This is a genomic window from Amycolatopsis heterodermiae, from assembly GCF_034929455.1.
Taxonomy (GTDB): domain Bacteria; phylum Actinomycetota; class Actinomycetes; order Mycobacteriales; family Pseudonocardiaceae; genus Amycolatopsis; species Amycolatopsis heterodermiae.
This window is the reverse complement of the sequence record NZ_JAYFSI010000011.1, coordinates 343,208-368,068: the sequence shown is the minus strand read 5'-3', so window position 1 is coordinate 368,068 and position 24,861 is coordinate 343,208. Positions and strand designations below refer to the sequence as shown.

Sequence of the window (24,861 nt, the reverse complement as noted above, 5' to 3'; positions counted from 1 at the left end):
CCGGTCATACGTCCTCCGGGGCTTCGAGGTCGAGCCTGCGGCTACCCGGAAAGTTCGCCGATACTCCCGTGCGCTCGGGCCACCCGCGTGACCGGCGGTGTCCGAGTTGTGACTCCAGCTCGTTAGCCTGCATCGTGCGGCGGCCGATTCGCGGCCAGGTTGGGATCGTGCCGGAAACGGTCCGGGTTTCGAGCTACGCTGTGACCATGGTCGAGAGTGAAGCCGGTGAGGCGGTGCTGCGGTTCGTGAACACGCACGCCGACGCCGGAGGGCGTCCGGAGTTGTTCGGGACCGCGGCGGGCTTCGCGGACTGGGCCGCCGGCCACGAGCTGCTGCCGCCGGAGGTCGTGGTCACCGAGTCCGACGCCGTCGCGGCGCGGGAACTGCGCGACGCGCTGGTCACGGTCCTGCTGGCGCACGCCGGCGATCCGGCTCCGGGGCTGCCGGAGGCGGAGAGGTACCTGGAGCAGGCCGGCGCGCGCTACCCGCTGACCGCCGTGGTCAGCCGCCGGGGCGCTCGGCTGCGGCCGGCGGCCGGGGGAGTGCCGGGCGTGCTGGCCGGAGTGCTCGGCGCGGTCGCCGAAGCCGCCCAGGGGGACACGTGGGGGCGGCTGAAGGCCTGCTGCAACCCGCCGTGCCACTTCGGGTTCTTCGACCGGACGCGCAACCGCTCCGGCCGGTTCTGCAGCCCGGGGTGCAGCTCGCAGGTCTCGATGCGGGCGATGCGGCAACGCCGCAAGGAGGCGGAGACGGCATAGGCCCGGCTGCTCCTCGCGATCGTGAAAGGCGAGTTCGAATGACCCACGGCGTGCCCGCGAACGCGGGAGCCGTGCCGAAGACGCGGGACCGGCGGTGTCCGGTCCTGATCGGGCGCACCGCGGAGCTGGACCGGCTGGTGCGCGGCGTCCGCTCGGCACAAGCCGGGCGGGGCGGCACTCTGCTGCTCTCCGGGCCGGCCGGGATCGGCAAGTCGCGGCTGGTGCGCGAGGTCGCCGAACGGGCCCGGGAAGACGGCGTGCGGGTGCTGGAACTCGAGTCCCATCGCGCGTTCCGGCCGCTGCAGGAGGCCCTGCTCGGCGGGCTGCGCGGCGCGCCGGACCCGGATTCGCCGCAGCTGACCGGGTTCAAGCCCGCGCTCGGGAAGATCGTCCCGCAGTGGGCGCACCTGGCCGACCAGGCCCTCGCCGCCGGTGAGTCGGTCGTCGCTCTCGCCCGCGACGCCGCCAAGCTCGCCGACCTCGGCCCCGTCGAACGGCTGCTGACCCTCAGTGCCGACGTCCGCGACGAAAACGCGGTCCAGCAGGCGGTCGAGCAGGCCGTCACCCGGTTCGGCCGGATCGACGTCCTGGCCAACAACGCCGGCTACGGCGTCTTCGGCGCCGTCGAGGAAGCCACCGACGCCCAAGCCCGCGCCCTGTTCGACACCAACGTCTTCGGTGTGCTGAACGTGCTGCGCGCGACGCTGCCGGTCCTGCGCGCCCAGCGGTCCGGGCACATCCTGCAGGGGTCTTCGATCTTCGGGCAGACCGCCGCGCCCGGCTTCGGCATGCTCGCCGCCAGCAAGTACGCCGTCGAAGGCCTCTCCGACGCCCTCGCCCTCGAAGTCGCGCCGTTGGGCATCAAGGTGACCCTGGTCCAGCCCGGCCCGACCGCCACGGCCTTCGGCGCCAACGTCGATCCGGCCCAGGGCGCGCACGCCGACTACGACGCCACCGTCCGCGCGCCGCAGGGCGACACCCCCGCCTCCGCCGCGGACAAGGTCGCCGAAGGCATCCGCGCCGCCGTCGCCGACCCGAACCCGCCGCGGCGGCTCGCGCTCGGCGTCGTCAGCGCCACCGGGATGCGCGACGCCCTGACCGCGCGGCTGGCCGACCTCGACACCTGGGCCGGTGTCAGCGAGAAGGTCGACGCGTGAGCACCCGGCTGCCGCCGTCGCCCAGGCCGACGCCGATCGAGCACGCGCCCCGCCTCGCCCGCGCGCTCGGGCTGGGACCGGACGATCTCTGGATCAAGCGCGACGATCTGCTCGGCCTGGGCGGCGGCGGCAACAAGGTCCGCAAACTCGAATGGACGGTCGGGGACGCGGTGGCCGCCGGGGCGCCGCAGGGCAACCACGCCCGCCTCACCGCGGCGGCCGCGGCGAAGGCCGGCCTGTCCGCGGTCCTGGTCTTCCCGGGCAGGCCAGGAGATCCACCTCCGGGAACCTCGTTCTCGACGGCCTTTTCGGCGCCCGTGTCGCGTGGGCCGGTGACGTTGACGCCGACGGGCTGGCCGCCACCGCCCGGGAGATCGCCGCCTCGCTGCCGGCGGCCGCGCTGATCCCCTTCGGCGGGTCGAGCGTGCTGGGCGCACGCGGTTACGTCGAAGGCGGCCGCGAGCTGCACGCTCAGCTGCCCGATCTCGCCACCGTCGTGGTGGCGCTCGGCTCGGGCGGGACGATGGCCGGCCTGGTCGCGGCACTCGGCCCGGAGCACGTGCTGGGTGTCCACACCGGAGCCGTCGACGACCCGCGCCCGGTGGTCGCGGACCTGGTCGCCGGCCTCACCGGCCGGGCCCCGGACCCCGGCGCGCTGCGGATCCGCGACGACCAGGCCGGTGCCGGGTACGGGATCCAGACCGACGCGGTCGCCGAGGCCATGGTCGCCGCGGCCCGCGCCGAAGGCATCGTCCTCGACCCCGTCTACATCGGGCGGGCGATGGCGGGCCTGGCCGCCGCCGTCGCGGACGGCACCGTCCACTCCGGACGCCGCACGGTCTTCCTGCACACCGGCGGCCTGCCGGGCCTGTTCGGTCATGGCGTCGCCGCCGCACGCGCGGAAGCGCTGCTCGAGACGTTCCACTGCGGCTAGGGCGTGTCTCTTCGTTATTCGACCTCTCGGGCCGAGGATGGGCAAATGGTGCGCGCTGAGGTGTTTTCTCTTCGGGTCGGTGCCCCGTGGGCGGGATGACTCGCGGGAACCCCGCCCGGTGGGGGGTGACGTGGCACGGCCGACCGCTCGGGTGTTGACGTTGCTCGAGTTGTTGCAGTCCGGTGGCACCCGTACTTCCGCCGAGCTGGCCGAGCGGCTGAACGTGGAGGGACGCACGGTGCGCCGCTACGTGGAGCACCTGCGTGACCTCGGCATTCCGGTGGATTCCGTGCGTGGCCGTTACGGTGGTTACCGGCTGGCGCGCCACTACCGGATGCCTCCGTTGATGCTCACCGATGAGGAAGCACTGGCGGTCGTCTGGGGGCTTCTGCTGACGGGCCGGCCGGGGTCCGGCCCGGCCTCGATCGGTGACGTGGAGGCCGCCACCTCCAAGGTGCGCCGGGTCCTGCCCCCGGCCCTGGCCCGGCAGATCGACGCAGTGGTCGAAACCGTGAACTTCACCGGCGCTCGGATCGGCGAGGCCGAGCGCACCGGGGGTGGCGAGGAGGCCGGCGCGAGAGTGCTTCTCGGACTCGCGCGGGCGGCGGGGGATCGGCGTCCGGTTGCCTTCGACTACCTGCCGCGGCACGGACCTGCACGGTCACGCACCGTTCATCCGCACGGCATCGTTGCCCTGCACGGGCTGCTCTACCTCACCGGTCACGACGTCGAGCGCCAGGCGGAGCGGACGTTCCGCCTGGACCGCATCTCCGGCCTGCGCCTGCTGGAGGGCACGTTCGAGGTGCCGGACGACCTGAACCCGGTGCAGCGGGTGGTGGGCCCGCTCGCGGCGGGTCCCGGGCGACACGAGGTGTCGGTGCTCGTCGACGCTGACGCAACGCAGGTGCGAGCGTTGTTCCCGGAGACGCTGGCGTCGGTCGAACCGGCAGCCGGCGTCGCCGGGAACGGTCACTGGCTGAGGATTTTCGTGCGTGCGGAACGGTTGGAATGGGTCGCGGGCAGGCTGGCCGCTCTCGATCGGCCGTTCGTCATCGAACAGCCGAAAGCTCTGCACGGGGTCGTTGCCGCGCTGGGGCAAAAGCTGATCGACGCGGCGATCGCCGATCCCCGCGGCGACTCCGGCTAGGACCGCGCGGCCTGGCCCGCGTCCGGCAGCTGGGGTGTGCGGTTCTGCTGCAGTCGCAGCGCCTGCGGCGTGACCGGCGTGTAGAGGTTGACGAGTGACCCTTCGGGGTCGCGGATCAGCACGGACATGTTGCCCCAGGGCATCATCGTCGGCGCCTGCACGATGTCGAGGTCGTCGCCGAGTTCGGTCTTCATGTGGGCCAGCAGGGATTCGACGTCCTCCACGACGAACTCGACGATGGCGGTGCGGTTGGCGGCCGCTCGCGGTGGGTCGTCCGTGATGAAGGCGACCCGCTCGGGCGTGCTGAGCGCGAATGTCGCGGACGGCGTCACCAGCTCGACGAAGTCGTCGGTCAGGTACTGCGGGGTGGCCCCGGTGAGGACCTCGTAGAAGCGGACGAGGTGCGGCAGGTCGTCGGTGATCACGCGGACGGAGGCCAGCTGGACGGTGTTCGTTGTCATGATCACGACGCTATCCGGAATACCGGACACAACCGGTCCGGATAATCCCGCGCTGTGTCAACTTTTTTTCTGCCGGCTCCGCGACGCGCGGAGGTTCACGACGTTGCCGCAGGTTTTCACGTCGTGCCAGACCCGGCTGCCGCTACGGGAGGTGTCGTAGAACGCGGCGCCGCACGGCGCCTTGGCGCAGGTCCTGAACCGGGCCAGGCGGTCGGTCCGCCCGGCCGGGCCGCGTAGGTGACGGTGCCGCTCGCGGGCCGCACGAGGATCTGCGCCGGCAGCCCGGGACCGTCGGCGGCCGGGTCGTTCACCCAGGCGTGCAGGCGATCACGATGCCGCCGCAGGTCACGGAGATGGCCTGAAGCCCCTTCAGAGAAGCAGTTCGAACATCCGGAAGACCTGGTCCCATTCGGCGGTACCGGGGTTCTTGACACGCGGGTCGATGATCTTGAACGCCTGGGCGAGCGCCACGCTGAGACCGCCGGCGATGGCGGGGAGCCGCGCCTCGGTGTCTTCGGAGATCGCGATCCCGAGCGGGGGACGTGCCAGGAGCTGATCGAGCAGCGGTGCCACTTCCAGGTCCTCGTCCAGCTTGCGGAACTCGTGCACGCGCTCCTGCAGGCCCTTGGTGATCGGCAGGTCCCGCGGCTCGATGACGTCCCGCCCGCCGGCCTTGGCCGTGGCCTCGGCGACCACGAAGAAGTCGTGGATCTTGCGGTCGAGGAACTCGTCGTACCGTTTCAGGTCGCTCTTGTCGACGTCCAGGCCCGCGGCCGTCCGGAAGAACCGCTCGAACCTCGCCGCACCCATGACCGGCATCACGCCTCCTGTGAGAGATGTTCGTGGACGAACCGGGCGGCCATGGGGCCTTCCCCGACCGCCGAGGCCACTCGCTTGACCGAGCCGCGGCGTACGTCTCCCACCGCGAAGACCCCCGGAACCGTTCGGCGTTCGCCCCGGTGAGCACGAACCCGTCCTCGTCGAGAGCGACCACCCCCGAAAGCCAGGCGGTGTGCGGGGAAGCCCCGACGAAGACGAACAACGCGCGATTCGAGGTCGCTTCCGGCGAGCTCACGGCCTTCGGTGTGGCCGAGCACGGTGGTCCGCGGATGCTGTTCGACCTGGTCGACGAGGTAGCGGGACATGTTCGCGGCGAGATCGCCGCCGCCGACCACGGCCACGGGGGCCGCCAGGCATCGGCGGGCTTCGTGCGGCGTCGCGGCGTAGTAGACGCTGGTCGCTTCGAACGTCTCGATGCCGGGTACGGCGAGCCGGCGGTAGCGGGCGCCGGTGGCGATCACGACGGCGCGGGACACGATCTCGATGCCGTCGTCGAAGCCGACGGCGTAGCCGCCGTTGCGTGCTTCGAGGGTGCGCGCCTCGGCCGGGACGGCGATCCGGGCCCCGAACTCGGCCGCCTGGATCACCGACCTCTCGGCCGGTTCCGCCCCGGAGATCCCCGCCGGGAAGCCGAGGTGGTTCTCGATGCGGGACGTCGTCCCGGCCTGGCCGCCCGGGGCAATGGCGTCGGACGCCGAGAGCCGCAACCCGTCGGAAGCGCCGTGGACCACCGCGGCCAGGCCGCCGGGCCCGGCACCGACCACGAGCAGGTCCCGCACGTCGCGTCCGGGTTCCGGCGGACGCAGCCCGATCGTCCCGGCCAGCTCGGTGGTGCTCGGGTTCCGCAGCACTTCGGTGCCGTTCAGCACGACCACCGGGGTGTCCGCGACGGCGACGCCGAAGCGCTCCAGGAGTGCCTCGGCCTGCGGGTCCTGGTCGACGACGATCCGCAGTCCGTTGCCGGCTCCGACGAGGACCGTCCGCCGCACGAGGTAGGCGCGCAGGATCAGGTCGCCGAGCACCGGATCGCCGAGCACCAGGTGCCGCACCGTGCTCATCGGGATGGCGAGCACCTCGCCGGGTTCGGCGGTCACGGCGCCGACGAACGCGGGCTGCCCTTCGAGCAGGCCGAGTTCACCGAGGAACCGGCGAGGCCCGTGCACGCGGACGACCTTCGCGTCGTCCCCGGTTCCTTCGGTGACGGCGACCTTGCCGCTCGGGATCACGAAAAACCCGGACGGCCGCCCGCCCTGCGTGTACAGCTCGTCCGTGAGCCGGGGGAACGCGCCGGGCGGATCCGGGGTCTCGGTCAGCGGCGCGCCGAGGTCGATCCCCGCCAGGGTGGTCATACGAATGTCTGATCGACGTAGCACCAGCGCCAGGTCTCCCCGGGCTCGAAGGAGCGCACGATGGGGTGTTCGACGGCGTAGGCGTGCCTGCCGGCGTGTTTCATCGGCGACGAGTCGCAGCAGCCGACGTGCCCGCACGTCAGGCACAGCCGCAGGTGCAGCCACGGCGTGCCGGCGACCAGGCACTCTTCACAACCCTGCGGGGTTCGCGGCACCACGTCTCGCACGAGCGCGAGATGCCGGTCGACGACACTGGTCATCGCGCGTCACCTTTCTTGGTAGCGGTACTTTCCGGCCGCGCCAGCGCCTGGTCGAGCCAGTCGCGCAGCACGGGTACGGGCGCGGCGCCCGCCTGCCGCGCGACGATCTCGCCGCCGCGCAGCACCATGAGCGTCGGCACGGCCTTCACGTCGAAGCGCTGGGACAGCCCGGGTGCCTTGTCGACGTCGACCTTCACGAGCTTGACCTTCCCGGCCCGTTCCCGGGCCAGCTGGGCCAGCGCGGGGCTGACCTGGCGGCAGGGCCCGCACCAGGTGGCCCAGAGGTCGACCAGCACCGGCATCGTGGCCCGCTCCGCGACTTCCGCGAAGTCGGGGTCGCCGGCATCGACGATCCAGGGCAGCGGCTCGTGGCAGTGCCCGCACTTCGGCTTGCCCGCGGCGACCGCCGGGACGCGGTTCCTGTGCCTGCAGTGTTCGCACACGACCGTGGTGGTGGTTCCGTTGCCGGTGCTCATGCCGCCGACCTCCCTTCGCCCCCGCCGTAGGTGACGACGAGCTCGCCGTCCTGGGCGTCCACGGTGATCACCAGCCCCTCGGCCGGTTCGCCGCGCAGCAGCGTGCGGCCGATCTTGGTCTCGACTTCGTGGGAGATGTAGCGGCGCAACGGCCGGGCGCCGTACACCGGGTCGAACCCGTGCCGGGCGACGAGCTTCCGCGCCTCCGCGGTCAGCTCGACCGAGATGCCCTGTTCGGTCAGCCGGTGGCGCAGCTCGTCGAACTGCAGGTCGACGATCCGCTCGATCTCGGCCGGCCCGAGCGGGGTGAACAGCACGATGTCGTCGACGCGGTTGAGGAACTCCGGCCGGAAGTGGTGCCGCAGCTCGGCCAGCACGGCGTCCCGGGCCGCCGGCTTGATCTCGCCGGTGGAGGTGACCCCGTCGAGCAGGTGCTGCGAACCGATGTTGGAGGTCATGATGACCACCGTGTTGCGGAAGTCGACGGTCCGGCCCCGCGCGTCGGTGATCCGGCCGTCGTCGAGCACCTGGAGCAGGGTGTTGAACACGTCCGGGTGCGCCTTCTCGATCTCGTCGAACAGCACGACCGAGTAGGGCTTGCGCCGCACGGCTTCGGTGAGCTGCCCGCCCTCGTCGTAGCCCACGTAACCCGGGGGAGCGCCCAGCAGCCTCGAGACGGTGTGCCGCTCCTGGTACTCGCTCATGTCGAGCCGGACCAGGTTCTCCTCGCTGTCGAACAGGGCCGCCGCGAGGGTCTTGGCGAGTTCGGTCTTCCCGACCCCGGTCGGGCCGAGGAAGAGGAACGACCCGATCGGCTTGCGCGGATCGCGGATCCCCGAACGCGCCCGGATGACCGCGTCGGCGACCAGCCGGACGGCCTCGTCCTGGCCGATCACCCGCTCGTGCAGGATCTCGTCGAGCCGCAACAGCTTTTCCCGTTCGCCTTCCTGCAGCCGGGAAACCGGGATCCCGGTCCAGGAGGCGACGATCTCGGCGATCTCGTCCTCGGTGACGACCTCGTGCAGCAGCCGCTCGCGGCCCTGCTTGCCCGCCAGCTGTTCTTCCTCCGCGGCGAGCAGGCGTTCGGCTTCGGTGATCTCGCCGTAGCGCAGCTCGGCCGCGCGGTTCAGGTCGTAGTTCCGTTCCGCTTCTTCGGCTTCGTGGCGCAGCCGTTCCAGATCGGACCGCAGCTGCTGGACCCGCCGGATCGCCTGGCGCTCGGCTTCCCACTGCGCCTTCTTCGAGTCCGCTTCGGCACGAAGATCGGCGAGCTCCCGGTCGAGGTCGGCCAGTCGCGTTTTGCTGGCCTGGTCGGACTCCTTGGACAGCGCGGCCTGCTCGATCTCCAGGCGGGTGACGCGGCGGGTGAGCTCGTCGAGCTCGGCGGGCATGGAGTCGATTTCCGTGCGCAGCCGGGCGCACGCCTCGTCGACCAGGTCGATCGCCTTGTCCGGCAGGAACCGATCGGTGATGTAGCGGTGGGACATGGTCGCGGCGGCGACCAGCGCGCCGTCCTGGATCTTGACGCCGTGGAACACCTCGAGCCGCTCCCGCAGCCCGCGGAGGATCGAGATGGTGTCCTCGACGGAGGGTTCGTCGACGACGACCGTCTGGAACCGGCGCTCCAGCGCGGCGTCCTTCTCGATGTGCTTGCGGTACTCGTCGAGCGTCGTGGCGCCGATCATGTGCAGCTCGCCGCGCGCCAGCATCGGCTTGAGCATGTTCCCGGCGTCCAAAGAAGACCCAGCGCCTTCGGCGGCGCCGGCTCCGACGACCGTGTGCAGCTCGTCGACGAAGAGCAGGATGCGTCCCTCTTCGGCCTTGACCTCGGCCAGCACGGCCTTGAGCCGCTCCTCGAACTCACCGCGGTACTTCGCCCCGGCGACGAGCGAGCCCATGTCGAGCGAGAAGATCGTCTTGTCCCGCAGGCCTTCCGGCACGTCGCCGCGCACGATGCGCTGGGCGAGGCCCTCGACGATCGCCGTCTTGCCGACGCCGGGGTCGCCGATCAGCACGGGGTTGTTCTTCGTCTTCCGCGACAGGATCTGGATCACCCGGCGGATCTCGGCGTCGCGGCCGATCACCGGGTCGAGCCGGCCCGACCGCGCGTCGGTGACCAGGTCGCGGCCGTACTTCTCCAGCGCTTCGAAAGCGCCCTCGGGCGTCGCCGAGGTGACCCGCTGGTTGCCGCGGATCCTGGTCAGCGCCGTCAAGAACGACTCGCGCGTCACGCCGTACCGGGTCAGCAGCCGCCCCGCCGCGGACTTCGCCCCCTCGTCGGCGAGGGTCAGCACGAGGTGTTCGACGGAGACGTATTCGTCCTTGAGCCGCTTGGCTTCCCGCTCGGCGGCCTCCAGCAGGCCGGCGAGGCGCCGGGTGAGGTGGACCTGCCCGGGAGTGGTGCCGGGGCCGGTCACCTTCGGCCGTCGCGAGAGTTCCGCTTCGACGGCTTCGCGAAGACCGTCGACGTCCGCGCCGGCCTGCTCGAGCAGCCGGGGCGCCAGGCCGTCGGGCTGGTCGAGCAGGGCGAGCAGCAGGTGCTCGCCGTCCGTTTCGGTGTGGCCGTGGCGCTGCGCCGCGCTCTGGGCCTCCTGCAGCGCCTCCTGCGACTTCCGGGTCAGCTTGCTCATGTCCATGGCCGCCGGCTCCTGACCTGGGCTTCGAGGACGTCGATGCGGTCCAGCAGGTCGAGCACGAGCCCGATGGCCGCGTAGTTGAGGCACAGCCCCGCACGCAGCCGCTGGATGCGCGCGAGGGCGGCGACCGCGGACGGCGCCAGCCACATCCGCCCGTTCGCATCGGTCGTGCCGTCCACGAGGCTCAGCGCGACGAACCGGCGGATCAGCTCCGGGTGCAGCCCGCTTCGCGCGGCTGCCGCGCTGAGGCCGATCCGGACGGGACGGGTGAGCAGGTACTCGGCCATCAGGTCCTCCTCGGGTCGAAATCGGACACGGCGGCAAGCTCTTCGAAGAGCTCGCGCTCCCGCTTGCCGAGCTTCTTCGGCACCATCACGCGGACCTCGGCGTAGAGATCGCCCGGCTTGCCCCGGGGGTTGGGCAGGCCTTCGCCGCGCAGCCGCAGCCGCCGCCCGGTCGACGAGCCGGGCACGACCCGCACCTTCACCTCGCCGCCGGGGGTCACCACGGGAACCGTGGCACCGAGCGCCGCCTCCCAGGGCGACACCGGCAGCTCGACCGTGAGGTCGCGCCCGGACAGGCGGTAGCGCGGATGCGGCTTGATCCGCACCACGAGGTAGAGGTCACCGGGCGCCGCGTCGCCGGACGCCCGTCCGCCCTGGCCGGCGAGCCGGATGCGCTGCCCGTCGAGCACGCCGGCCGGGATGTCGACGTCGTAACCGCGCTCGCCCGCGCCGGCGATGCCCAGGTGCCGCCGCCCGCCCCGGTAGGCCTCCTCGACCGTCAGCTCGAGCTCGGCCTCCTGATCGGCGCCCGCGATCGGCCCGCCGGCCCCCCGGCTCCGGAAGAAGCCGCCCAGCAGGTCCTCGATGTCGACACCTTCGAAGCCGTCGAAGCCCTCGAAACTCTCGGAGCCGCCGCCGGATCCCGGACCGGCCCGGGTGCGGCGGACGCGGCCGCCACCCCGGCCACCGGCACCGGCGTACGCCCGCTCGTCGAAGTCGTCGGGCACCCGGCGGAAGTCCGCGCCGAACCGGTCGTACTTCTTGCGCTGCTCCGGGTCGAACAGCACCTGGTAGGCCTCGCTGACCTCCCTGAAACGCTCTTCGGCGCCCGGGTCGGAATTCACGTCGGGGTGGAGCCGGCGCGCCAGTTTCCGGTACGCCCGCTGGATTTCTTCGGTGCTCGCCGTTTCGGCGACACCGAGAGCCTCGTAGAAGTCGGTGGCCACCGGCGATCACCCCTGGGACTTGGACACCGCCACGGCCGCCGGCCGCAGCCGGTGCCGGTCGGTCCCGTAGCCCGGCCGCACGACGTGGGTCACCGTGTTCGGTTCGGTGGCCGGGTCCTCGACGGCGGCGACGACCTCGTGCCGGTTCGGGTCGAACCGGACGCCGGTTTCGTCGTCACGCGGGTACCCGAGCCCGGCGAGCAGCCGGACGGCCTGCTCCCGGATCGCGCGGACACCCTGCACGATGGCCGACGGGTCCGCCTCGGCATGCGCGAGCGCCAGCTCCAGGTTGTCGAGCACCGGGAGCCAGGCCGCCGCGACCTTCGCCCGCTCGGCTTCCACCTCCCGCCGCAGTTCGGTCGCCTGGCGCTTGCGCACGTTGTCGAGGTCGGCCACGGCGCGGCGCCACCGGTCCTCGAGCTCGGCGAGCTTCTCCTCCACCCCGGTCGCCGGGGCCGGCCCTTCCCGGGGGCGGGAATCCGTGCCGGCCCCGGCGACCTCCGCGGAGGGTTCTCCCTGCTCCGCGGCCCTTTCTGTGGTGGCCATCGCGCTGCCTCACGCCCGGTCGAAGTCGGCGTCGATCACGTCGTCCTCGTCGGCTGCGTGCCGGGGGCCGTCGCCGTTCCCGCCGCTTTCGCCGCCGCTCGGACGCGGAGCGGTGAGCCCGGCCAGCACCTGCTGCAGCTCCGAGGTCAGCGACCGCACCCGGTCCAGCGGAGCGGCGTCCTGCACGGCCTCGCGAGCGTCTTGGACGAGCATTTCCGCCCGCGCCTTCTCGTGCGGCGGAGTGCTGTCCGTGATGGCCCGCTCGACCTGGTAGGCGGCCGAATCGAGCAGGTTGCGCGCGTCGATCTCCTCGCGCAGCCGCTGGTCCTCGGACCGGTTGCGCTCGGCCTCGGTGACCATGCGGTCGATCTCCGCCTGGTCGAGGTTCGAGCTCTCGCTGATCGTGATGCTCTGCTGCGCGCCGGTGTCCTTGTCCTTCGCGGTGACGTCGAGGATGCCGTTGGCGTCGACGTCGAAGGTGACCTCGACCTGGGGCTCGCCCCGGGGTGCCGGCCGGATGTCGGTGAGCTGGAAGCGCCCGAGCACCCGGTTGTCGGCGGCCCGTTCGCGCTCGCCCTGGAGCACCACGACGTCGACCGCCGGCTGGTTGTCCTCCGCGGTGGAGAACACCTCGGTCCGCCGCGCCGGGATCGTCGTGTTGCGTTCGACGATCTTCGTCATCACGCCGCCGCGGGTTTCGACGCCGAGGGACAGCGGGGTGACGTCGAGCAGCAGGACGTCCTTGACCTCGCCCTTGAGCACCCCCGCCTGGACCGCCGCGCCGAGCGCGACGACCTCGTCCGGGTTGACGCTCATGTTCGGGTCCTTGCCCCCGGTCAGCCTGCGCACCAGGTTCTGCACGGCCGGGATCCGGGTCGAGCCGCCGACCAGGATGACCTCGTCGATGTCGTTCGCGGTCACCTTGGCGTCGGCCATCGCCTGCTTGACCGGGCCGAGGCACCGCTCGACCAGGTCCGCGGTGATCTGCTCGAACACCGACCGCATCAAGGTGGTCGTGAGGTGCTTCGGGCCGTCCTGGCCCGCGGTGATGAACGGCAGGTTCACGCTCGTCTGGCTGACCGAGCTGAGCTCGACCTTCGCCTTCTCGGCGGCTTCGAAGAGCCGTTGCAGCGCCTGCGGGTCCGACCGCAGGTCGATGCCGTTTTCCTGCTTGAACCGGTCGGCGAGGTGGTCCACGATCCGGCGGTCGAAGTCGTCCCCGCCGAGGTGGGTGTCCCCGGCGGTCGACCGGACCTCGACCACGCCGTCGCCGACGTCGAGCAGGCTCACGTCGAAGGTGCCGCCGCCGAGGTCGAACACGAGGACCGTCTCGTGCCCCTTCGAGTCGAGCCCGTAGGCGAGCGCGGCGGCGGTCGGCTCGTTGATGATGCGCAGGACCTCGAGCCCGGCGATCCTGCCGGCGTCCTTGGTGGCCTGCCGCTGGGCGTCGTTGAAGTACGCCGGCACGGTGATGACGGCCTCGGTCACCCGCTCGCCGAGGAACTTGCCCGCGTCGTCGGCGAGCTTGCGCAGGATCTGCGCGCTGATCTCCTCCGGCGAGTGGAGCTTGCCGCGGATCTTGAACCGGACGACGCCGCCTTCACCCTCGACGACGTCGAAACCGACGGCCTTGGCCTCGTCGCCGACTTCGCCGTACTTCCGGCCGATGAACCTCTTCGCCGAGTTGATCGTGCCCTTCGGGTTGAGGATCGACTGACGGCGGGCGAGCTGGCCGACCAGGCGCTCCCCGCTTTCGGTGAACGCGACCACCGACGGGGTGGTCCGGGCCCCTTCGGAGTTGGCGATGACCGTGGGCTCGCCGCCCTCCCAGACGGCGATCACCGAGTTGGTCGTGCCCAGGTCGATGCCGACCGCCTTGGCCATCACCGGCCTCCGGTCATCTGGGCGAGCAGGCTCTTGGCCTCGTCGGCCACCGCGGCGTCGGCGACGACCTCGTAGCGGGTCGGTGTCATCACCCGGACCGAGGCGAAGTCGCGGCGGCCGCGCTGCAGCGCGTGCGCGGCGAGACCGAAGATCGCGCCGATCACCGCGCCGAACACGAGTCCGTAGACGGCGAGGGTGAAGGCCGCCAGCAACGGCGTGAGCCAGTTGAAGAGCCCGAACAGCCAGCCGATCAGCAGGCCGGTGAGGGCACCCGAGCCGGCGCCGCGCAGCGCGGCGCCGCCGTAGTTCAGGCGTCCGACGACCTGCTCGACGAGCTGGACGTCCGAGCCGATGATGGCGACCCGTTCGACGGGGAAACCGTTGTCCGACAGGTAGTCGACGGCTCGCTCGGCTTCGCTGTAGGTCTCGTAAGTTCCGATCGGACGGCGCTGTTCCGCGGCGCGGGGGTCCGGGGAGTGGCGCGGTGGTGGCGCGGTGGCGCCCGGCTGCGTGGTCATCGGCTGGCTCCTAGACGTTCGCGGGTTCTTCGCGGGCGGCTTCCCCGGCGATCCGGGGCTTCTCTCCGGCCGGGGTGGTACGGCCGCCGATTTCGACCTTGCGCGGCTTGCCGGCTTCGGCGACCGGGATACCGAGCACGAGCACGCCGCGGTCGAACTCCGCGGACAGCCGGGTGCTGTCCAGGTTGTCGCCCAGAAAGAACTGGCGGCTGAACTCACCCTGCGGCCGTTCGTCGACCAGCAGCTCGTCCCCTTCCCGGCGTAGATCGCGGAACGGGTCGAAACGCATCAGGGTCATGACTCTCCTCTTCCTTCGCCCGGGTACGTGCCGCGAGAAAGACCTCCTGCGTCAAATCGACTCCGCGACGCGGTTTCCGGGCAGACACGTGTTCGCGAATACCGGCAGAATCGGCGCTGTCGCGGTGACCTTCCGGGATATCCATACAGTGGCAAGGACGGCCGTCCCGGCGCGTGCGCCTGGCAGGTCGAAATTCGCGCGAACTATCGACCCGGCAGAGCAAGAAAAGGCGCGCCGGCGAACGCCTCGCTGCACCGGCGCGAGCGCGAACAGGCGGTCACCGTGCACGAGGTGCTCGGCGACGTCTCCGTGCGGGCACTGCGATCGCACTGGCGGCTTCCCGAAATCCTACTCGGAATCGATGCGAGCTTGGGGCATCCGCCGGAAATCAACCGGAGTGAATCGCGGCGAAATCGTTGCGTTCGTGCGGGAATGGCTGTCGCAGTGCGAACGAAGGCCGGTCCCCTCGTCAGTGTCCTGGCGTCACGGTCGGAACGGGGCTAACGTCATCTGTGTTCGCGTCCAAACAGGACGAAATTCGGCGCGCAGGATGACAGCTGAGAAGGAAACTCATGACCGAGACACCGACTGTGGGGCTGCTCGTGACGATGGAGGCCAAGGCGGGCCGTGAGGGCGACGTCGAGAAGTTCCTCGAGTCGGGCCGGGCGCTCGTCGACGAGGAGCCGGCGACCACCGCCTGGTTCGCGTTCCGTCTCGGTGGCACGACGTTCGGGATCTACGACGTGTTCCCCGACGAGCCGGGACGCGAGGCGCACCTGAACGGCAAGGTGGCCGAGGCCCTGATGGCCCAGGCACCCGATCTCTTCACCGCCACCCCCGTGATCCAGAGGGTCGACATCCTGGCCTCGAAACTGCCCTGACCCGTCGTTCGAGCCGCGAAGTCGTTGCCCTGTCAGGCAAGTTGTGAACCTTCACTTCTTCGACGACGACCGGTGCGCCGCGAAAGGTGCCGGCCACCGCACCGTCCGGCAGGAACACCTGCCCGGCCGAGGAGAATGCGACCGGCCTCGCGATGCTGGAGTTCGCCGGGCGCGCCGGTCTCACCGACCGGACCGGACGGCTCGCCTGGGCGATCACCAGCTTCCTGCCACGAACGCGCCGCCGTGCACGCGGCTGCGCTCTCCGTGGCCACCGATGACGACTCCCGGCCGACCGCCTCGCCCGCGCCCTGACCCGGCTCGAGCGGTACGGGGGAGCGCAGGCCCTGCCCGACGGCGCCGGCAAGCCGGCCGAGGGCGCCGGGCACGACGGACGGGTCAGCCTGCTGATGGCCTGTACGACCCTGCTCGAGCTGCGGCAGCGGCGCGCCGAGGCGCTGCCCTGCGTCCAGCGCGTGCGGGCGCTCGTCGCGGACCGGTCGAGCCCCCTGCGCCACGCAGACGCGCTCGCGGGCGTGGCGCGGCAGCCGACGGGGCTCGACTCGCCTGCCGAGGTCGTCCGGCTCGCCGAACGCGCTCTCGCGCTTCATCGCCGCGTCGACCATCCCGACGGAACCGCTTTCGCCGCCATGACTTCGGGTCGGGCCATCGCCGGCTCGGCACAGGTCCGAGAGCTGACCGAGAAACCCCGGCCGCCCTCGGTCACGGTCACGGCCGGTCTGCCGGCCAGCGGGAAATCGTGCCGGCGCTGTCGGGCGGCTCGGCGGTGGAGACCACCTGGATCAGGTGAGCGGTGTCCGAGCAGGCGCCGGTTTCGTCCTTGAGCGTGGTGGTCGAGAGGTGACGTTGGCGCAGCCGACCGCGCAGGTGGTCCAGGACGGACTCGCGGGGGGCCGGGGCCGACCCGGCCGTCGCGGTACGCACCGGCCACTGGGGAGGGGCTTTCGCCGGGGCTGCCGGCGACGAGCACCGCGCGGTCGTCGAAGGTCCGGCCGGCGCGCCCCGTGCCGCTCTTCCTCCCCGGCCGGCCGGACGTCGACTCCGGGGGACTGATCAGCGCCCCGATGTTCACGTCGCCAGGACCAGGAGCGCTGCCGCCCGGCTGGGCAGAATGTGAATTCTTCCAGGGCCGAAAGGCCGTTTCGCCGTCCAGGAGGGACCCCAGCCATGGCCGAGCCGCGAGACCACGCCGAACCGCCCGTCCGAACGCATCCGGGTGCCTGGCTCCCGGTGCGGGTTCTGCGTGAACTGTGGGTGTGCACCTACCAGGTTCGCCGGGACGTCACCGTGCTGCAGGTCGGGGGTGACGTGGACGTGATCGGCCTCGCCGACCTGCGTACCGCGTTCGGGGGCCTGGTGGGCGCGGGCAACCGGCTCGTGGTCCTGGACTTCGGCCGGGTCGGGTTCTTCAGCGTGGGCGGTGTCGGCGTCCTGGAGCACACCCGGCTCACGCTTCACGATGCCGGGATCCCGATGCGTCTCGCTCGCCCTTCGCGGGCCGTGCTGCGTCCGCTCACCGTGCTCGGCCTGGTCGGCCGGTTCGACATCCACGCCGGCATCGGCCGGGCCATCACGGCGCCGTCCCGCGCTGCGTAAGGTCCTGAGTCCGGTCGGTACCGCGCGCGGCCGGCAGCGAGTGCCGCGGCACGTGCCGCCGGGAGACGCCCACGCCACGAACGTCACCGGCACCGGGGCCGGGAAGCTGCGTCACAATGCCCGAGAGCGCCCACGTCCGCCGGTGGTGCGCCCGGCCCGCAGGCGCTCAGCGTTCTCGCGCGAGGTGCTCGTGCACGAACCGGACGGCCATGGCGCCCTCGCCCACCGCCGAGGCCACCCGTTTCACCGAGCCGTGCCGGACGTCGCCGACGGCGAACACACCGGGGCTGCTCGTCTCCAGCGGCATCGGTGCCCGCGAGATCCCGGCGCCGGCGAACGCGCCGACGTCCGCGCCCGTGAGGACGAACCCGTCCTCGTCGAGAGCGATGTGGCCGGACAGCCAGCGCGTGTGGGGAGCCGCCCCGACGAAGACGAACAACGCGCGCGCGGCGAGCCGGTCCCGCACGCGGGTGCGGTTGTCCTCGACCTCGACGCCCGCCATCGCTTTGCCGTCCTCGACGACCTCGCGAACTTCGGTGTGCAGGTGGACCCGGACTCGCGGGTGGTTCCCGACCCGGTCGACGAGGTAGCGCGACATGTCCGCGGCGAGAGCGCCGCCGCGCACCAGCAGGTGCACCACGGGCGAGGTTTCCGCCAGGAACACCGCGGCCTGTCCCGCGGAGTTGCCGCCGCCGACCACCGCGACCGGGTCCGCCCGGCACTGCCTGGCCTCCTGCGAGGTCGCGGCGTAGTGGACGCACGTGCCTTCGAGGTGTTCGAGTCCCGGGACGGGCAGGCGCCGGTACCGGGCGCCGCTCGCGATGATCACCGTCCGGGTGACGATTTCGGTGCCGTCGTCGAAGCCGACCGCGTACAGCCCGTCGCGCGGGACGAGGGTGCGCGCCTCACCCGGAACGGCCACCGGGACCCCGAACTTGGCCGCCTGGATCACCGACCGCTCGGCCAGTTCCGCACCCGAGATCCCGGACGGAAAGCCGAGGTAGTTCTCGATCCGCGACGTCGTGCCCGCCTGCCCGCCCGAGGCGACGGCGTCGAACGCCGCGGTCGCCAGTCCTTCGGACGCGGCGTAGACGACGGCCGCGAGCCCGCCGGGTCCGGCGCCGACCACGAGCACGTCGCGCACGCCCACCGGCTGCCGCTCGGGCCGGAGCCCCACCGCGGACGCCACTTCGGCGTTGCCCGGGTTGCGCAGCACACCGGCACCGGGCAGCACCACCACCGGGGTCTCCTCGGCCGGGACGCCGAGCCGGCGCAGCAGCGCCTCGGCCCCGCGGTCCTGATCGAGGTCGTCCAGCCGGTACGGCAGGCGGTTGCGGGCGACGAACTCCAGCAGCCGCCGGGTGTCCGGCGAGAAGCACGAGCCGACGATCCGCAGCCCGTCGCCGGAGCCGATGACGAGCGCGCGGCGGAGGAAGTAGGCGTGCAGGACCAGATCGCCGAATACCGGGTCGCCGAACACGAGCCACTTCAGCTCGCCGGCCGGGATGACCAGCACCTCGCCGGGTTCCGCCGCGACGGCGGTGAAGAACGACGGCTGCCCTTCGAGCAGGCCCAGCTCGCCGAGGAACCGCCCCGGCCCGTGCACTCGCAGGGTTCTGGCGTCGTCCCCGTCGCGCTGCTGGATGGCGACCTTGCCACGCAGGACGACGTACCAGTCCGCCGCCGGTTTTCCCTGCGCGTAGAGCACTTCCCCCGGCCGCACCGCGCGGCGCTCGCCCGCGGCGGAGAGCCTGTCGATCTGCTCGCGGGACAGCCGGGGGAACGCGCCGTGCGGATCCGGGGTCTCGACGAGGTCCGGCGCCGGGAGCGTCACAGGAACACCTTGTGCACGTAGCACCAGCACCAGTTCTCCCCGGGCTCCAGCGAGCGCACGATGGGATGGCCGATGGCGTGGGCGTGCCGGCTCGCGTGCTTCCTCGGCGAGGAGTCGCAGCAGCCGACGTGCCCGCAGGTCAGGCACAGCCGCAGGTGCAGCCACGGAGTGCCGGCGGCGAGACACTCCTCGCAACCCCGGGGAGTCCGGGGCACCACCTCTCGGACGAGAGCCAGGTGCGGGTCGGTGACGGTGGTCATGTCTTCGCCTCCTCCGGCGGTTTCGGCACGTGGCCGAGCGGGTCGCGCAGGACGTTCTCCGGGCCGCTCCCGCCGGATCTCCTCGGTGCGGACGTGCCGGCCCGCTCCGAGCGTGGCGGAGAAGTTCCGAGCCACGCTTGCTCACCGCGCGGTTCTCGTCGACGACGGCGCCCACTCGTGACGGCCGGCACCGGGTCCTCTCCCGAGGCCGCCTTCGCCTCCGGCGTTCCCCGATCCGGTCCGGCCCCACCGCCGGGACGGGCGCGTCCTGGGGGCCGGACCCGGCGCCCGTCCCGGCGGCGACCACGGAGGGTGTCCCCCCGGCTCCGTGGATTTCCCTGTGGTGGCCATGGTTTCCTCACACCCGATCGAGGCCGGCGTCGATCTCGCACCGGCCTCGATCGGAGCATTCGGTGATCGTGATGCCCTGCTCGGTGCCGGTGTCCTTGTCGTGCGCGGTGACGTCGAACGTCACCTCGATCCGCGGCTCGCCACGGGTGCCGGCCGGATGCCCTCGAGCACCCGGTTGCCGGCCGCGACCTCGCAGCGGGGTGACGTCGAGCGCGACGACCTCGTCCGGGTCGACGCCCGGGTTCGGGTCCTTGCCGCCCGTCAGCCGGCGGACCAGGCTCCGCACGGCGGTGATCCGCTCGAACTCCGTCCGCCGGACGGTGGTGGTCAGGTGCTTCGGCCCGCACGCTTCGCCGGTGATGAACGGCGGGTCGGCCCTCGTCCGGGCGACCGGCGACAGCTCGACCTCGGCCTTCTCCGCCGCCTCGAACAGCCGCCGCAGTGCCTGCGCGTCCCGCCGCGGATCGATGCCGTTGTCCGAGGCGAACCCGTCCGCGAGGAAGTCCACCAGCCGGCGGTCGAAGTCGCCGTCGCCGACGTCGAGCAGGCTCACGTCGAACGTGCCCCCGCCGAGGTCGAAGACCGGCACGGTCTCGTGCCGCCGGTAGTGCAGTCCGCAGGCCGGCGCCGCGGCGGTCAGCCCGGCGTCCTCGGCCCGGGTGCGCAGCACCTGCGCGCTGATCTCCTCCGGCGAGTGGGGCTCGCCGCGGACGTCGAAGCGCACGACACCGCCCGCGCCTTCGGCGACGGCGAACCCGACCGCCTCGGCCTCGCCGGGCACCTCGTCGAAGGTGCGGCCGATGAACCGCTTGGCCGAGTGGAGGCTGCCCCTGTGGTGGCGGATCGCCTGCCGGCCGACCAGCCGGTCACCGCTTCCGGTGAACCCGGCGACCGTCCGGGCTCCCTCCGGACCGGGGACGATCCGCGGCGCGCCCGTCTCCCGGATGGCGACCACTGCGTTGGTGGTGCCGGGGTCGATCCCGGCCGCCCCGGCCATCACGCACCCCCCGGCACAGGGCGCGGCTTCGCCGGCTGCGCGCGGGCCTCCTCGGCGACTCCGGCGTCGGCGACGACCTCGTACCGGGTCGGCGTCATCGCGCGGACCGACGCGAAGTCCCGGCGGCCACGCTGCAACGCGTGGAGGGCCAGGCCGAACAGCCGGCCGATCTGCTCGACCAGCTGCACGTCGCGGCCGATGACGGCGGTCTGCTGCATCGGAAACCCTTGGTCGGAGAGGAAGCCGACGGCACGCTCCGCGTCGCAATGGTCGTCGTGCGAAGCGAGGGGCACGCGTTCGGCGGCGTGGCGCGGGGCAGGCGCGGTCGCGCGCGGCGGTGCGGTCATGGCTCGTCTCCTGGGCGTTCGCGTGTTCTTCGGCTCGGGATCGAACCGCGGCAAAGTCATGATCTGGTCCCGGTCCGGGACGGATCGTCCTACCGGGAGTGTCCGGTCCGAACCGATTTCGCGTGCGTTTCCCGTCGGGCAGGCTTTCCCGCATTTCGCCCCTGGCGAGTGGTGGCGGAGTGTGTCCGTCCGATGTGTTCCACCATGGCAAAGCCACGCGGTGCCCGCGTGCGCCCGGCAGGCCGAATTTCCGGGAGTCCTCTCGGCCCGGCAGAACAGCTGCCGACGGCGTAGGGTGCGCATCACCAGGTCGGCGTCGGGAGGACGAAAAATGACGCCCGAGGACGGTGCGGTCCCGCGGGGCCAGGAAGCGACAACGGACAGCTGGTGGCGCGCTCGGCTGTCCAATCTCTACGGTCTTTTCGCGATTTCGATGATGATGTTCGACGGCCGTGAGGCGGCGGAGATCATGCGGCTGGCCGCGACCTCCGTTTCGTCGCTGAGTGGTTGCACAACCGATGCGACCTATCTGGTCGACGAAAACGGTGCGGCCATTCCGCAGGACGGTGCGGAGAAAGCGCATCCCGGTCTCGCCGCGGCCGTCGGCGAGCTCGGCGGGCAGAGCGGCCGGATCGAGCTGGCCGACGGTCAGTGGCGCTGGTGCCACGCGCTGCGCGGGCTGGGCGGCCTGACGGGTCACCTCGTGGTCCGGGCCGAGCGGCCTCCCTCGCGTGACGAGGTCTTCCTGCTCAACTCGCTGGGCCAGCAGACCGCCGCGGCGCTGGCCAGCGCCACACTGCTGAAGCGGGAGCGGCGGCAGTCGGTGGTGCTGCGGGAGCTCAACGACCAGTTGTCCACGTCGGTGGAGCGGCTCAAGCAGCAGACGCAGGTGCACGACGTGCTGTCCACCATCTCGGCTTCCGGAGCCGGTGAGCCGGGCATCGCGCACGCGCTGCACCAGCTGACCGCGCTGCCGGTGGCGATCGAGGACCGGTTCGGCAACCTGCGCGCGTGGGGCGGGCCCGGCCGGCCCGACCCGTACCCGAAGGTCGGCGCGCCCCGGCGGGAGGAGCTGCTCCGGCACGCCGCGACCCGGCCCGAACCGGTCCGGGTGAAGGACCGGCTCGTCTCGCTGGTGCGGCCGCGGCACGAGGTGCTCGGCGTGCTCGCCCTGATCGACCCCGCGCGGGCCGCCGGCGCGGACGAGGTGTTCGCGCTCGAGTACGGCTCGACCGTGCTGGCGCTGGAGCTGTCGCACCAGCGCAGCCTGGCCGAGGCCGAGCTGCGGCTGCGCCGCGACCTCGTGGACGACCTCATCGCCGGGACCGACGACGGGAGCGCGTACGCGCGTGCCGAGGCGATCGGGCACGATCTGCGCCGTCCGCACCACGTGGTCGTGCTGCGGTGGTCGGATGACCTGGCCGAAGACGTGGTCGCCGAGGCGACGGGGCGCGCCGTGACGACGCTCGGGCTCGTCTCGCTCGTGTCGCGCCACACGGGTGCGGTCGTGCTGCTGGTCGCCGGGCGGCTGGACGCGCCGGCGCTGTTCGCCTCGGTGTCGGAAAGCCTCGGTGCCGAGGGGGCGATCGGCGTCGGCAGCCGCTGCGACACCCCGGGACGGTTGCCCAAGTCCTACGAGGAGGCGGTGCGGGCGCTCGACATCCGGCGCGGCTCGCAGACCTCGAACGGGGTCACCAGGTTCGACCAGCTGGGGATCTACCGCATCCTCGACACGGGGCAGAACCACGCTGACGTCGTCGAGTTCGTCGACGAGTGGCTCGGGAAACTGCTCGACTACGACACCCGGCGCAACGCCGAGCTGGTCCCGACGCTCGCGCGGTACCTCGAGTGCGGCGGCAGCTACGGCGACACCGCGGCCGCGCTCATGATCCACCGGAGCACGCTGCGCTACCGGCTCGGCCGGATCCGGGAGATCACGGAGCTCGACCTCAACGACGTGGACAGCAGGTTGAACCTGCACCTCGCCACCCGGGTGTGGCAGGTACTGCGCGGATCGCCGTGACCGGAGGAGGACGATGGACGAGAAGGATCGGACCGATCACGAGGTGGCCCTCGGCGGAGCCGCGCTGGCGCCGGGTGACCACCTCTGCGTCTTCCACCGGGGAAGAGCCGAGCGGGACCGCCTCCTGGTCCCGTTCCTCACCGAAGGCATGCGGGCGGGGGACGCCGTGTTCTACCTGGCCGCGGAGGGGGAGCGGAAGCACTTCCGCGAACGGCTGGCCCACGACGGCGACCTCCTGCTGACCGAGCCGGAAAACGGCCACCTCCGAGACGGTGAGTTCGCGCCCGACGCGCTCTTCGCGATGCTGGACGGCTGGGCGCAGCGCAAGCTCGGCACCGGTGACCACCCGGTCGGGCGCATCGCCGGCGACATGAGCTGGGCCGCGCCCCGGCTGGGTTCCGCGCTGATCAACGCGCTCCTCGCCGAGGAGGCCGCGGTGACCGCATGGGGGGAGGGCCTGCCGCTGGTGGTGCTGTGCTTCTACGACCTGGACCTGTTCGGCGGTGACCTGATCGTCCCGTTGATCAAGGCACACCCGAAGGTCTGGACGGCCGGGATGCTCGTCGAAAACCCCTACTACCTCTCGTCGGCGGAAATCGGTCACCACGCCGACAGCGAACGGAGTATGCCGTCATGACCGGTTCCCGGAAGTTCGGCACGCCCGGCGTCGTCATCGAGCCGGGTCAGCACATCTGCGCGCTGTACGTGGGCGAGGAGGATCGGGACCGCGTTCTGCTGCCCTTCCTGAGCGAAGGCCTGCGGGCCGGCGAAAAGTGCCTGTTCGGCGTGCACGAGGACGAGGTCGCCGGTTTTGTCGACCGGCTCGGCGAAGACGTCGACGACATCGACGGGCGCGTCGGCTCCGCGCAGCTGGACATCCGGGCGGCGGGGGACCGGCTGCTGTCGCCGGAGGAGTTCAGCGTGGACCGGATCATCGCGTTCTGGGACGAGGCCGTGTCCGCCGCGATGGCCGCGGGCTACGGGTTCGTCCGGCTCGGCGCGGAGGCGCGCTGGTGGCACCCGCAGCTGCCCGGGCTGACCGAGCTGTTCCGGTACGAGGCCGCCTTGAACGACTTCACCAGCCGCTACCCGCAGGCGATCCTGTGCATGTACGACCTCTCGCGGTACCGCGAGAACATCGTGCTCGACCTGCTCAAGACCCATCCGCAGGTGCTGATGTGCGGAGTGCTGCTGGAAAACCCGTACTACCTGCCCCCGGCGACCCTGGTGTAGCTCGCTGCTTCCTTCTTCGTGTGAACGGCGGATCGGCGGGTACGCGATCCCGAAAGCACCCGAGGAAGGGAGCCTGCCGTGGTACGGCACGAGAAGTGGCTGACCGCCGTCGAAGACGTCGCCGAGCTGGACGACCCGGCCGAAGCGAGGGCCGTGCTCGCCGCGGTCATGGCCGCCTTCGCCCGGTGCCTGCCGGACGCCGCCCGCGGGTGGCTGGCCGACCGGCTGCCCAGCCCGGAGGCCGGACCGGTGCGTGACCCCGGGCCGGCGAACCTGGAGTCGGGCACCGATGTCGAGGCGGCCGTGGCCCGGCGGCTGCGGACCACCCCCGAGCGGGGCCGCTACCTGACCCAGGCGGTCCTGACCGCGCTCGCCCGGACCGATCCCGCACTCGCCGAGGAGCTGCGCGGACGGCTTCCGCGCGCCGTCGTGGAGACGCTCGCTCCCGCGGGCGAGTCGCCGCGCGACGCGGCGAGCCACCGGCCGGAGGTCCCGACGCGGCTGTCGGACGAGGAGGTGGCCCGCGGCCTGCGTCACCTGACCGGGTGGTCCGGGGACCGGCACGGGATCGAGCGCACGGTGCAGCTGCCCGCCGACCGGATCACCCCGCTGGTCGAGCGCGTGCAGCGCGAGGCGCGGGCGATGAACGACCACGCCCACGTCGAGCGGGCCGACGGCGGGGTGACGTTCCGGCTGCGCACCGGGCGGCAGGGCGTCGTCACCGAACCGGATCTGTGGCTGGCCGAACGGATCGACGAGGCCGTCGCCGCGGTGGGCTCCGGTGGCCGGCCTGGTTGAGCGCGGCCGGAGCGGCTACCCGGGTGCG

General features: G+C 72.0%; 29 protein-coding genes and 1 pseudogene. 11 read left to right on the top strand and 19 right to left on the bottom strand.

Annotated elements, in window-relative coordinates:
* Positions 1–206: 206 nt before the first annotated feature.
* From VA596_RS37600 to VA596_RS37580, 5 genes and pseudogenes are all read left to right on the top strand, one after another.
* Positions 207–758, top strand: coding sequence for a CGNR zinc finger domain-containing protein (locus VA596_RS37600; protein ID WP_323333691.1), 552 nt, complete (start codon positions 207–209; stop codon positions 756–758).
* Between the two features lie 38 nt (positions 759–796).
* Complete coding sequence (locus VA596_RS37595) at positions 797–1,915, top strand: SDR family NAD(P)-dependent oxidoreductase (protein ID WP_323333689.1); 1,119 nt, start codon at positions 797–799, stop codon at positions 1,913–1,915.
* Positions 1,912–2,163, top strand: a pseudogene (locus VA596_RS37590) (pyridoxal-phosphate dependent enzyme); the annotation flags it as partial. The gene VA596_RS37595 and the pseudogene VA596_RS37590, both read left to right, overlap by 4 nt.
* Complete coding sequence (locus tag VA596_RS37585) at positions 2,067–2,849, top strand: pyridoxal-phosphate dependent enzyme (protein ID WP_323333688.1); 783 nt, start codon at positions 2,067–2,069, stop codon at positions 2,847–2,849. The pseudogene VA596_RS37590 and the gene VA596_RS37585, both read left to right, overlap by 97 nt.
* Positions 2,850–3,000: 151 nt before the next feature.
* Positions 3,001–3,996: a helix-turn-helix transcriptional regulator gene (locus tag VA596_RS37580; protein ID WP_323333715.1), complete on the top strand. Its 996-nt coding sequence runs from the start codon at positions 3,001–3,003 to the stop codon at positions 3,994–3,996.
* Here VA596_RS37580 and VA596_RS37575 read toward each other — a convergent pair.
* From VA596_RS37575 to VA596_RS37515, 13 genes are all read right to left on the bottom strand, one after another.
* Positions 3,993–4,457 carry a VOC family protein gene (locus tag VA596_RS37575; RefSeq protein WP_323333687.1) on the bottom strand — a complete coding sequence of 155 codons (465 nt, stop codon included), beginning with the start codon at positions 4,455–4,457 and terminating at the stop codon, positions 3,993–3,995. The two genes, VA596_RS37580 and VA596_RS37575, sit on opposite strands and share 4 nt — an antisense overlap.
* Positions 4,458–4,514: 57 nt before the next feature.
* A complete protein-coding gene (locus VA596_RS37570; RefSeq protein ID WP_323333713.1) occupies positions 4,515–4,664 on the bottom strand; it encodes a CGNR zinc finger domain-containing protein in 150 nt (49 codons plus the stop codon).
* A gap of 162 nt (positions 4,665–4,826) precedes the next feature.
* The gene (locus tag VA596_RS37565) at positions 4,827–5,276 is read right to left on the bottom strand and encodes a DUF1931 family protein (RefSeq protein ID WP_323333685.1); all 450 of its coding nucleotides are present in this window, start codon (positions 5,274–5,276) and stop codon (positions 4,827–4,829) included.
* Positions 5,276–6,646 carry an FAD-dependent oxidoreductase gene (locus VA596_RS37560; protein WP_323333683.1) on the bottom strand — a complete coding sequence of 457 codons (1,371 nt, stop codon included), beginning with the start codon at positions 6,644–6,646 and terminating at the stop codon, positions 5,276–5,278. The genes VA596_RS37565 and VA596_RS37560 overlap by 1 nt, the downstream gene beginning before the upstream one ends.
* A complete protein-coding gene (locus tag VA596_RS37555) occupies positions 6,643–6,906 on the bottom strand; it encodes a UBP-type zinc finger domain-containing protein (RefSeq protein ID WP_323333682.1) in 264 nt (87 codons plus the stop codon). Before VA596_RS37555 ends, VA596_RS37560 begins: the two co-directional genes overlap by 4 nt.
* Positions 6,903–7,382, bottom strand: a complete 480-nt coding sequence (trxA, locus tag VA596_RS37550; RefSeq protein ID WP_323333681.1) for a thioredoxin — start codon at positions 7,380–7,382, stop codon at positions 6,903–6,905. The genes VA596_RS37555 and trxA overlap by 4 nt, the downstream gene beginning before the upstream one ends.
* Positions 7,379–10,018, bottom strand: coding sequence for an ATP-dependent chaperone ClpB (gene clpB / locus VA596_RS37545; protein WP_323333679.1), 2,640 nt, complete (start codon positions 10,016–10,018; stop codon positions 7,379–7,381). The genes trxA and clpB overlap by 4 nt, the downstream gene beginning before the upstream one ends.
* Positions 10,009–10,305 carry a chaperone modulator CbpM gene (locus VA596_RS37540; protein WP_323333677.1) on the bottom strand — a complete coding sequence of 99 codons (297 nt, stop codon included), beginning with the start codon at positions 10,303–10,305 and terminating at the stop codon, positions 10,009–10,011. Before VA596_RS37540 ends, clpB begins: the two co-directional genes overlap by 10 nt.
* Positions 10,305–11,249, bottom strand: coding sequence for a J domain-containing protein (locus tag VA596_RS37535; protein ID WP_323333675.1), 945 nt, complete (start codon positions 11,247–11,249; stop codon positions 10,305–10,307). The genes VA596_RS37540 and VA596_RS37535 overlap by 1 nt, the downstream gene beginning before the upstream one ends.
* A 6-nt stretch (positions 11,250–11,255) precedes the next feature.
* Entirely contained in the window at positions 11,256–11,795 is a 540-nt protein-coding gene (locus VA596_RS37530; protein WP_323333673.1) for a nucleotide exchange factor GrpE, read from the bottom strand.
* A 9-nt stretch (positions 11,796–11,804) separates the two neighbouring features.
* A complete protein-coding gene (dnaK, locus tag VA596_RS37525) occupies positions 11,805–13,679 on the bottom strand; it encodes a molecular chaperone DnaK (protein ID WP_323333670.1) in 1,875 nt (624 codons plus the stop codon).
* Positions 13,679–14,197, bottom strand: coding sequence for a general stress protein (locus tag VA596_RS37520; RefSeq protein ID WP_323333669.1), 519 nt, complete (start codon positions 14,195–14,197; stop codon positions 13,679–13,681). The genes dnaK and VA596_RS37520 overlap by 1 nt, the downstream gene beginning before the upstream one ends.
* A 10-nt stretch (positions 14,198–14,207) precedes the next feature.
* Positions 14,208–14,495, bottom strand: coding sequence for an Hsp20/alpha crystallin family protein (locus VA596_RS37515; protein WP_323333668.1), 288 nt, complete (start codon positions 14,493–14,495; stop codon positions 14,208–14,210).
* A gap of 572 nt (positions 14,496–15,067) precedes the next feature.
* Between VA596_RS37515 and VA596_RS37510 the strand changes: the two genes are divergently transcribed.
* Positions 15,068–15,376, top strand: a complete 309-nt coding sequence (locus VA596_RS37510; RefSeq protein WP_323333666.1) for a putative quinol monooxygenase — start codon at positions 15,068–15,070, stop codon at positions 15,374–15,376.
* Positions 15,377–15,408: 32 nt separating this feature from the next.
* Here the strand turns inward: VA596_RS37510 and VA596_RS37505 are convergent, their stop codons facing one another.
* Together VA596_RS37505 and VA596_RS37500 are read right to left on the bottom strand one after the other, a co-directional pair.
* On the bottom strand, positions 15,409–15,999 hold the full coding sequence (locus VA596_RS37505; protein ID WP_323333664.1) for a hypothetical protein: 591 nt from the start codon (positions 15,997–15,999) through the stop codon (positions 15,409–15,411).
* A gap of 103 nt (positions 16,000–16,102) precedes the next feature.
* Entirely contained in the window at positions 16,103–16,318 is a 216-nt protein-coding gene (locus VA596_RS37500; protein WP_323333663.1) for a hypothetical protein, read from the bottom strand.
* Positions 16,319–16,561: 243 nt separating this feature from the next.
* Between VA596_RS37500 and VA596_RS37495 the strand changes: the two genes are divergently transcribed.
* Positions 16,562–16,990, top strand: coding sequence for an STAS domain-containing protein (locus tag VA596_RS37495; protein WP_323333661.1), 429 nt, complete (start codon positions 16,562–16,564; stop codon positions 16,988–16,990).
* A gap of 166 nt (positions 16,991–17,156) precedes the next feature.
* Here VA596_RS37495 and VA596_RS37490 read toward each other — a convergent pair whose 3' ends face one another.
* The 4 genes from VA596_RS37490 to VA596_RS37475 all read right to left on the bottom strand — a co-directional run bounded on the left by VA596_RS37490 (position 17,157) and on the right by VA596_RS37475 (position 20,779).
* Positions 17,157–18,824 (bottom strand): FAD-dependent oxidoreductase, encoded by a 1,668-nt coding sequence (locus VA596_RS37490; protein WP_323333659.1) that lies wholly within the window; start codon positions 18,822–18,824, stop codon positions 17,157–17,159.
* Complete coding sequence (locus VA596_RS37485) at positions 18,821–19,084, bottom strand: UBP-type zinc finger domain-containing protein (RefSeq protein ID WP_323333657.1); 264 nt, start codon at positions 19,082–19,084, stop codon at positions 18,821–18,823. The genes VA596_RS37490 and VA596_RS37485 overlap by 4 nt, the downstream gene beginning before the upstream one ends.
* A 358-nt stretch (positions 19,085–19,442) precedes the next feature.
* A complete protein-coding gene (locus tag VA596_RS37480; RefSeq protein WP_323333656.1) occupies positions 19,443–20,432 on the bottom strand; it encodes an Hsp70 family protein in 990 nt (329 codons plus the stop codon).
* Entirely contained in the window at positions 20,432–20,779 is a 348-nt protein-coding gene (locus VA596_RS37475; RefSeq protein WP_323333655.1) for a hypothetical protein, read from the bottom strand. The genes VA596_RS37480 and VA596_RS37475 overlap by 1 nt, the downstream gene beginning before the upstream one ends.
* A gap of 331 nt (positions 20,780–21,110) precedes the next feature.
* Here VA596_RS37475 and VA596_RS37470 point away from each other — a divergent pair, with 331 nt between their 5' ends.
* The 4 genes from VA596_RS37470 to VA596_RS37455 all read left to right on the top strand — a co-directional run bounded on the left by VA596_RS37470 (position 21,111) and on the right by VA596_RS37455 (position 24,833).
* Positions 21,111–22,802 (top strand): PucR family transcriptional regulator, encoded by a 1,692-nt coding sequence (locus tag VA596_RS37470; protein WP_323333653.1) that lies wholly within the window; start codon positions 21,111–21,113, stop codon positions 22,800–22,802.
* A gap of 13 nt (positions 22,803–22,815) precedes the next feature.
* Positions 22,816–23,439 carry an MEDS domain-containing protein gene (locus VA596_RS37465; RefSeq protein WP_323333651.1) on the top strand — a complete coding sequence of 208 codons (624 nt, stop codon included), beginning with the start codon at positions 22,816–22,818 and terminating at the stop codon, positions 23,437–23,439.
* Complete coding sequence (locus VA596_RS37460; RefSeq protein WP_323333649.1) at positions 23,436–24,035, top strand: MEDS domain-containing protein; 600 nt, start codon at positions 23,436–23,438, stop codon at positions 24,033–24,035. Before VA596_RS37465 ends, VA596_RS37460 begins: the two co-directional genes overlap by 4 nt.
* 78 nt (positions 24,036–24,113) lie before the next feature.
* Positions 24,114–24,833, top strand: coding sequence for a DUF2267 domain-containing protein (locus tag VA596_RS37455; RefSeq protein WP_323333647.1), 720 nt, complete (start codon positions 24,114–24,116; stop codon positions 24,831–24,833).
* Positions 24,834–24,861: the final 28 nt, after the last annotated feature.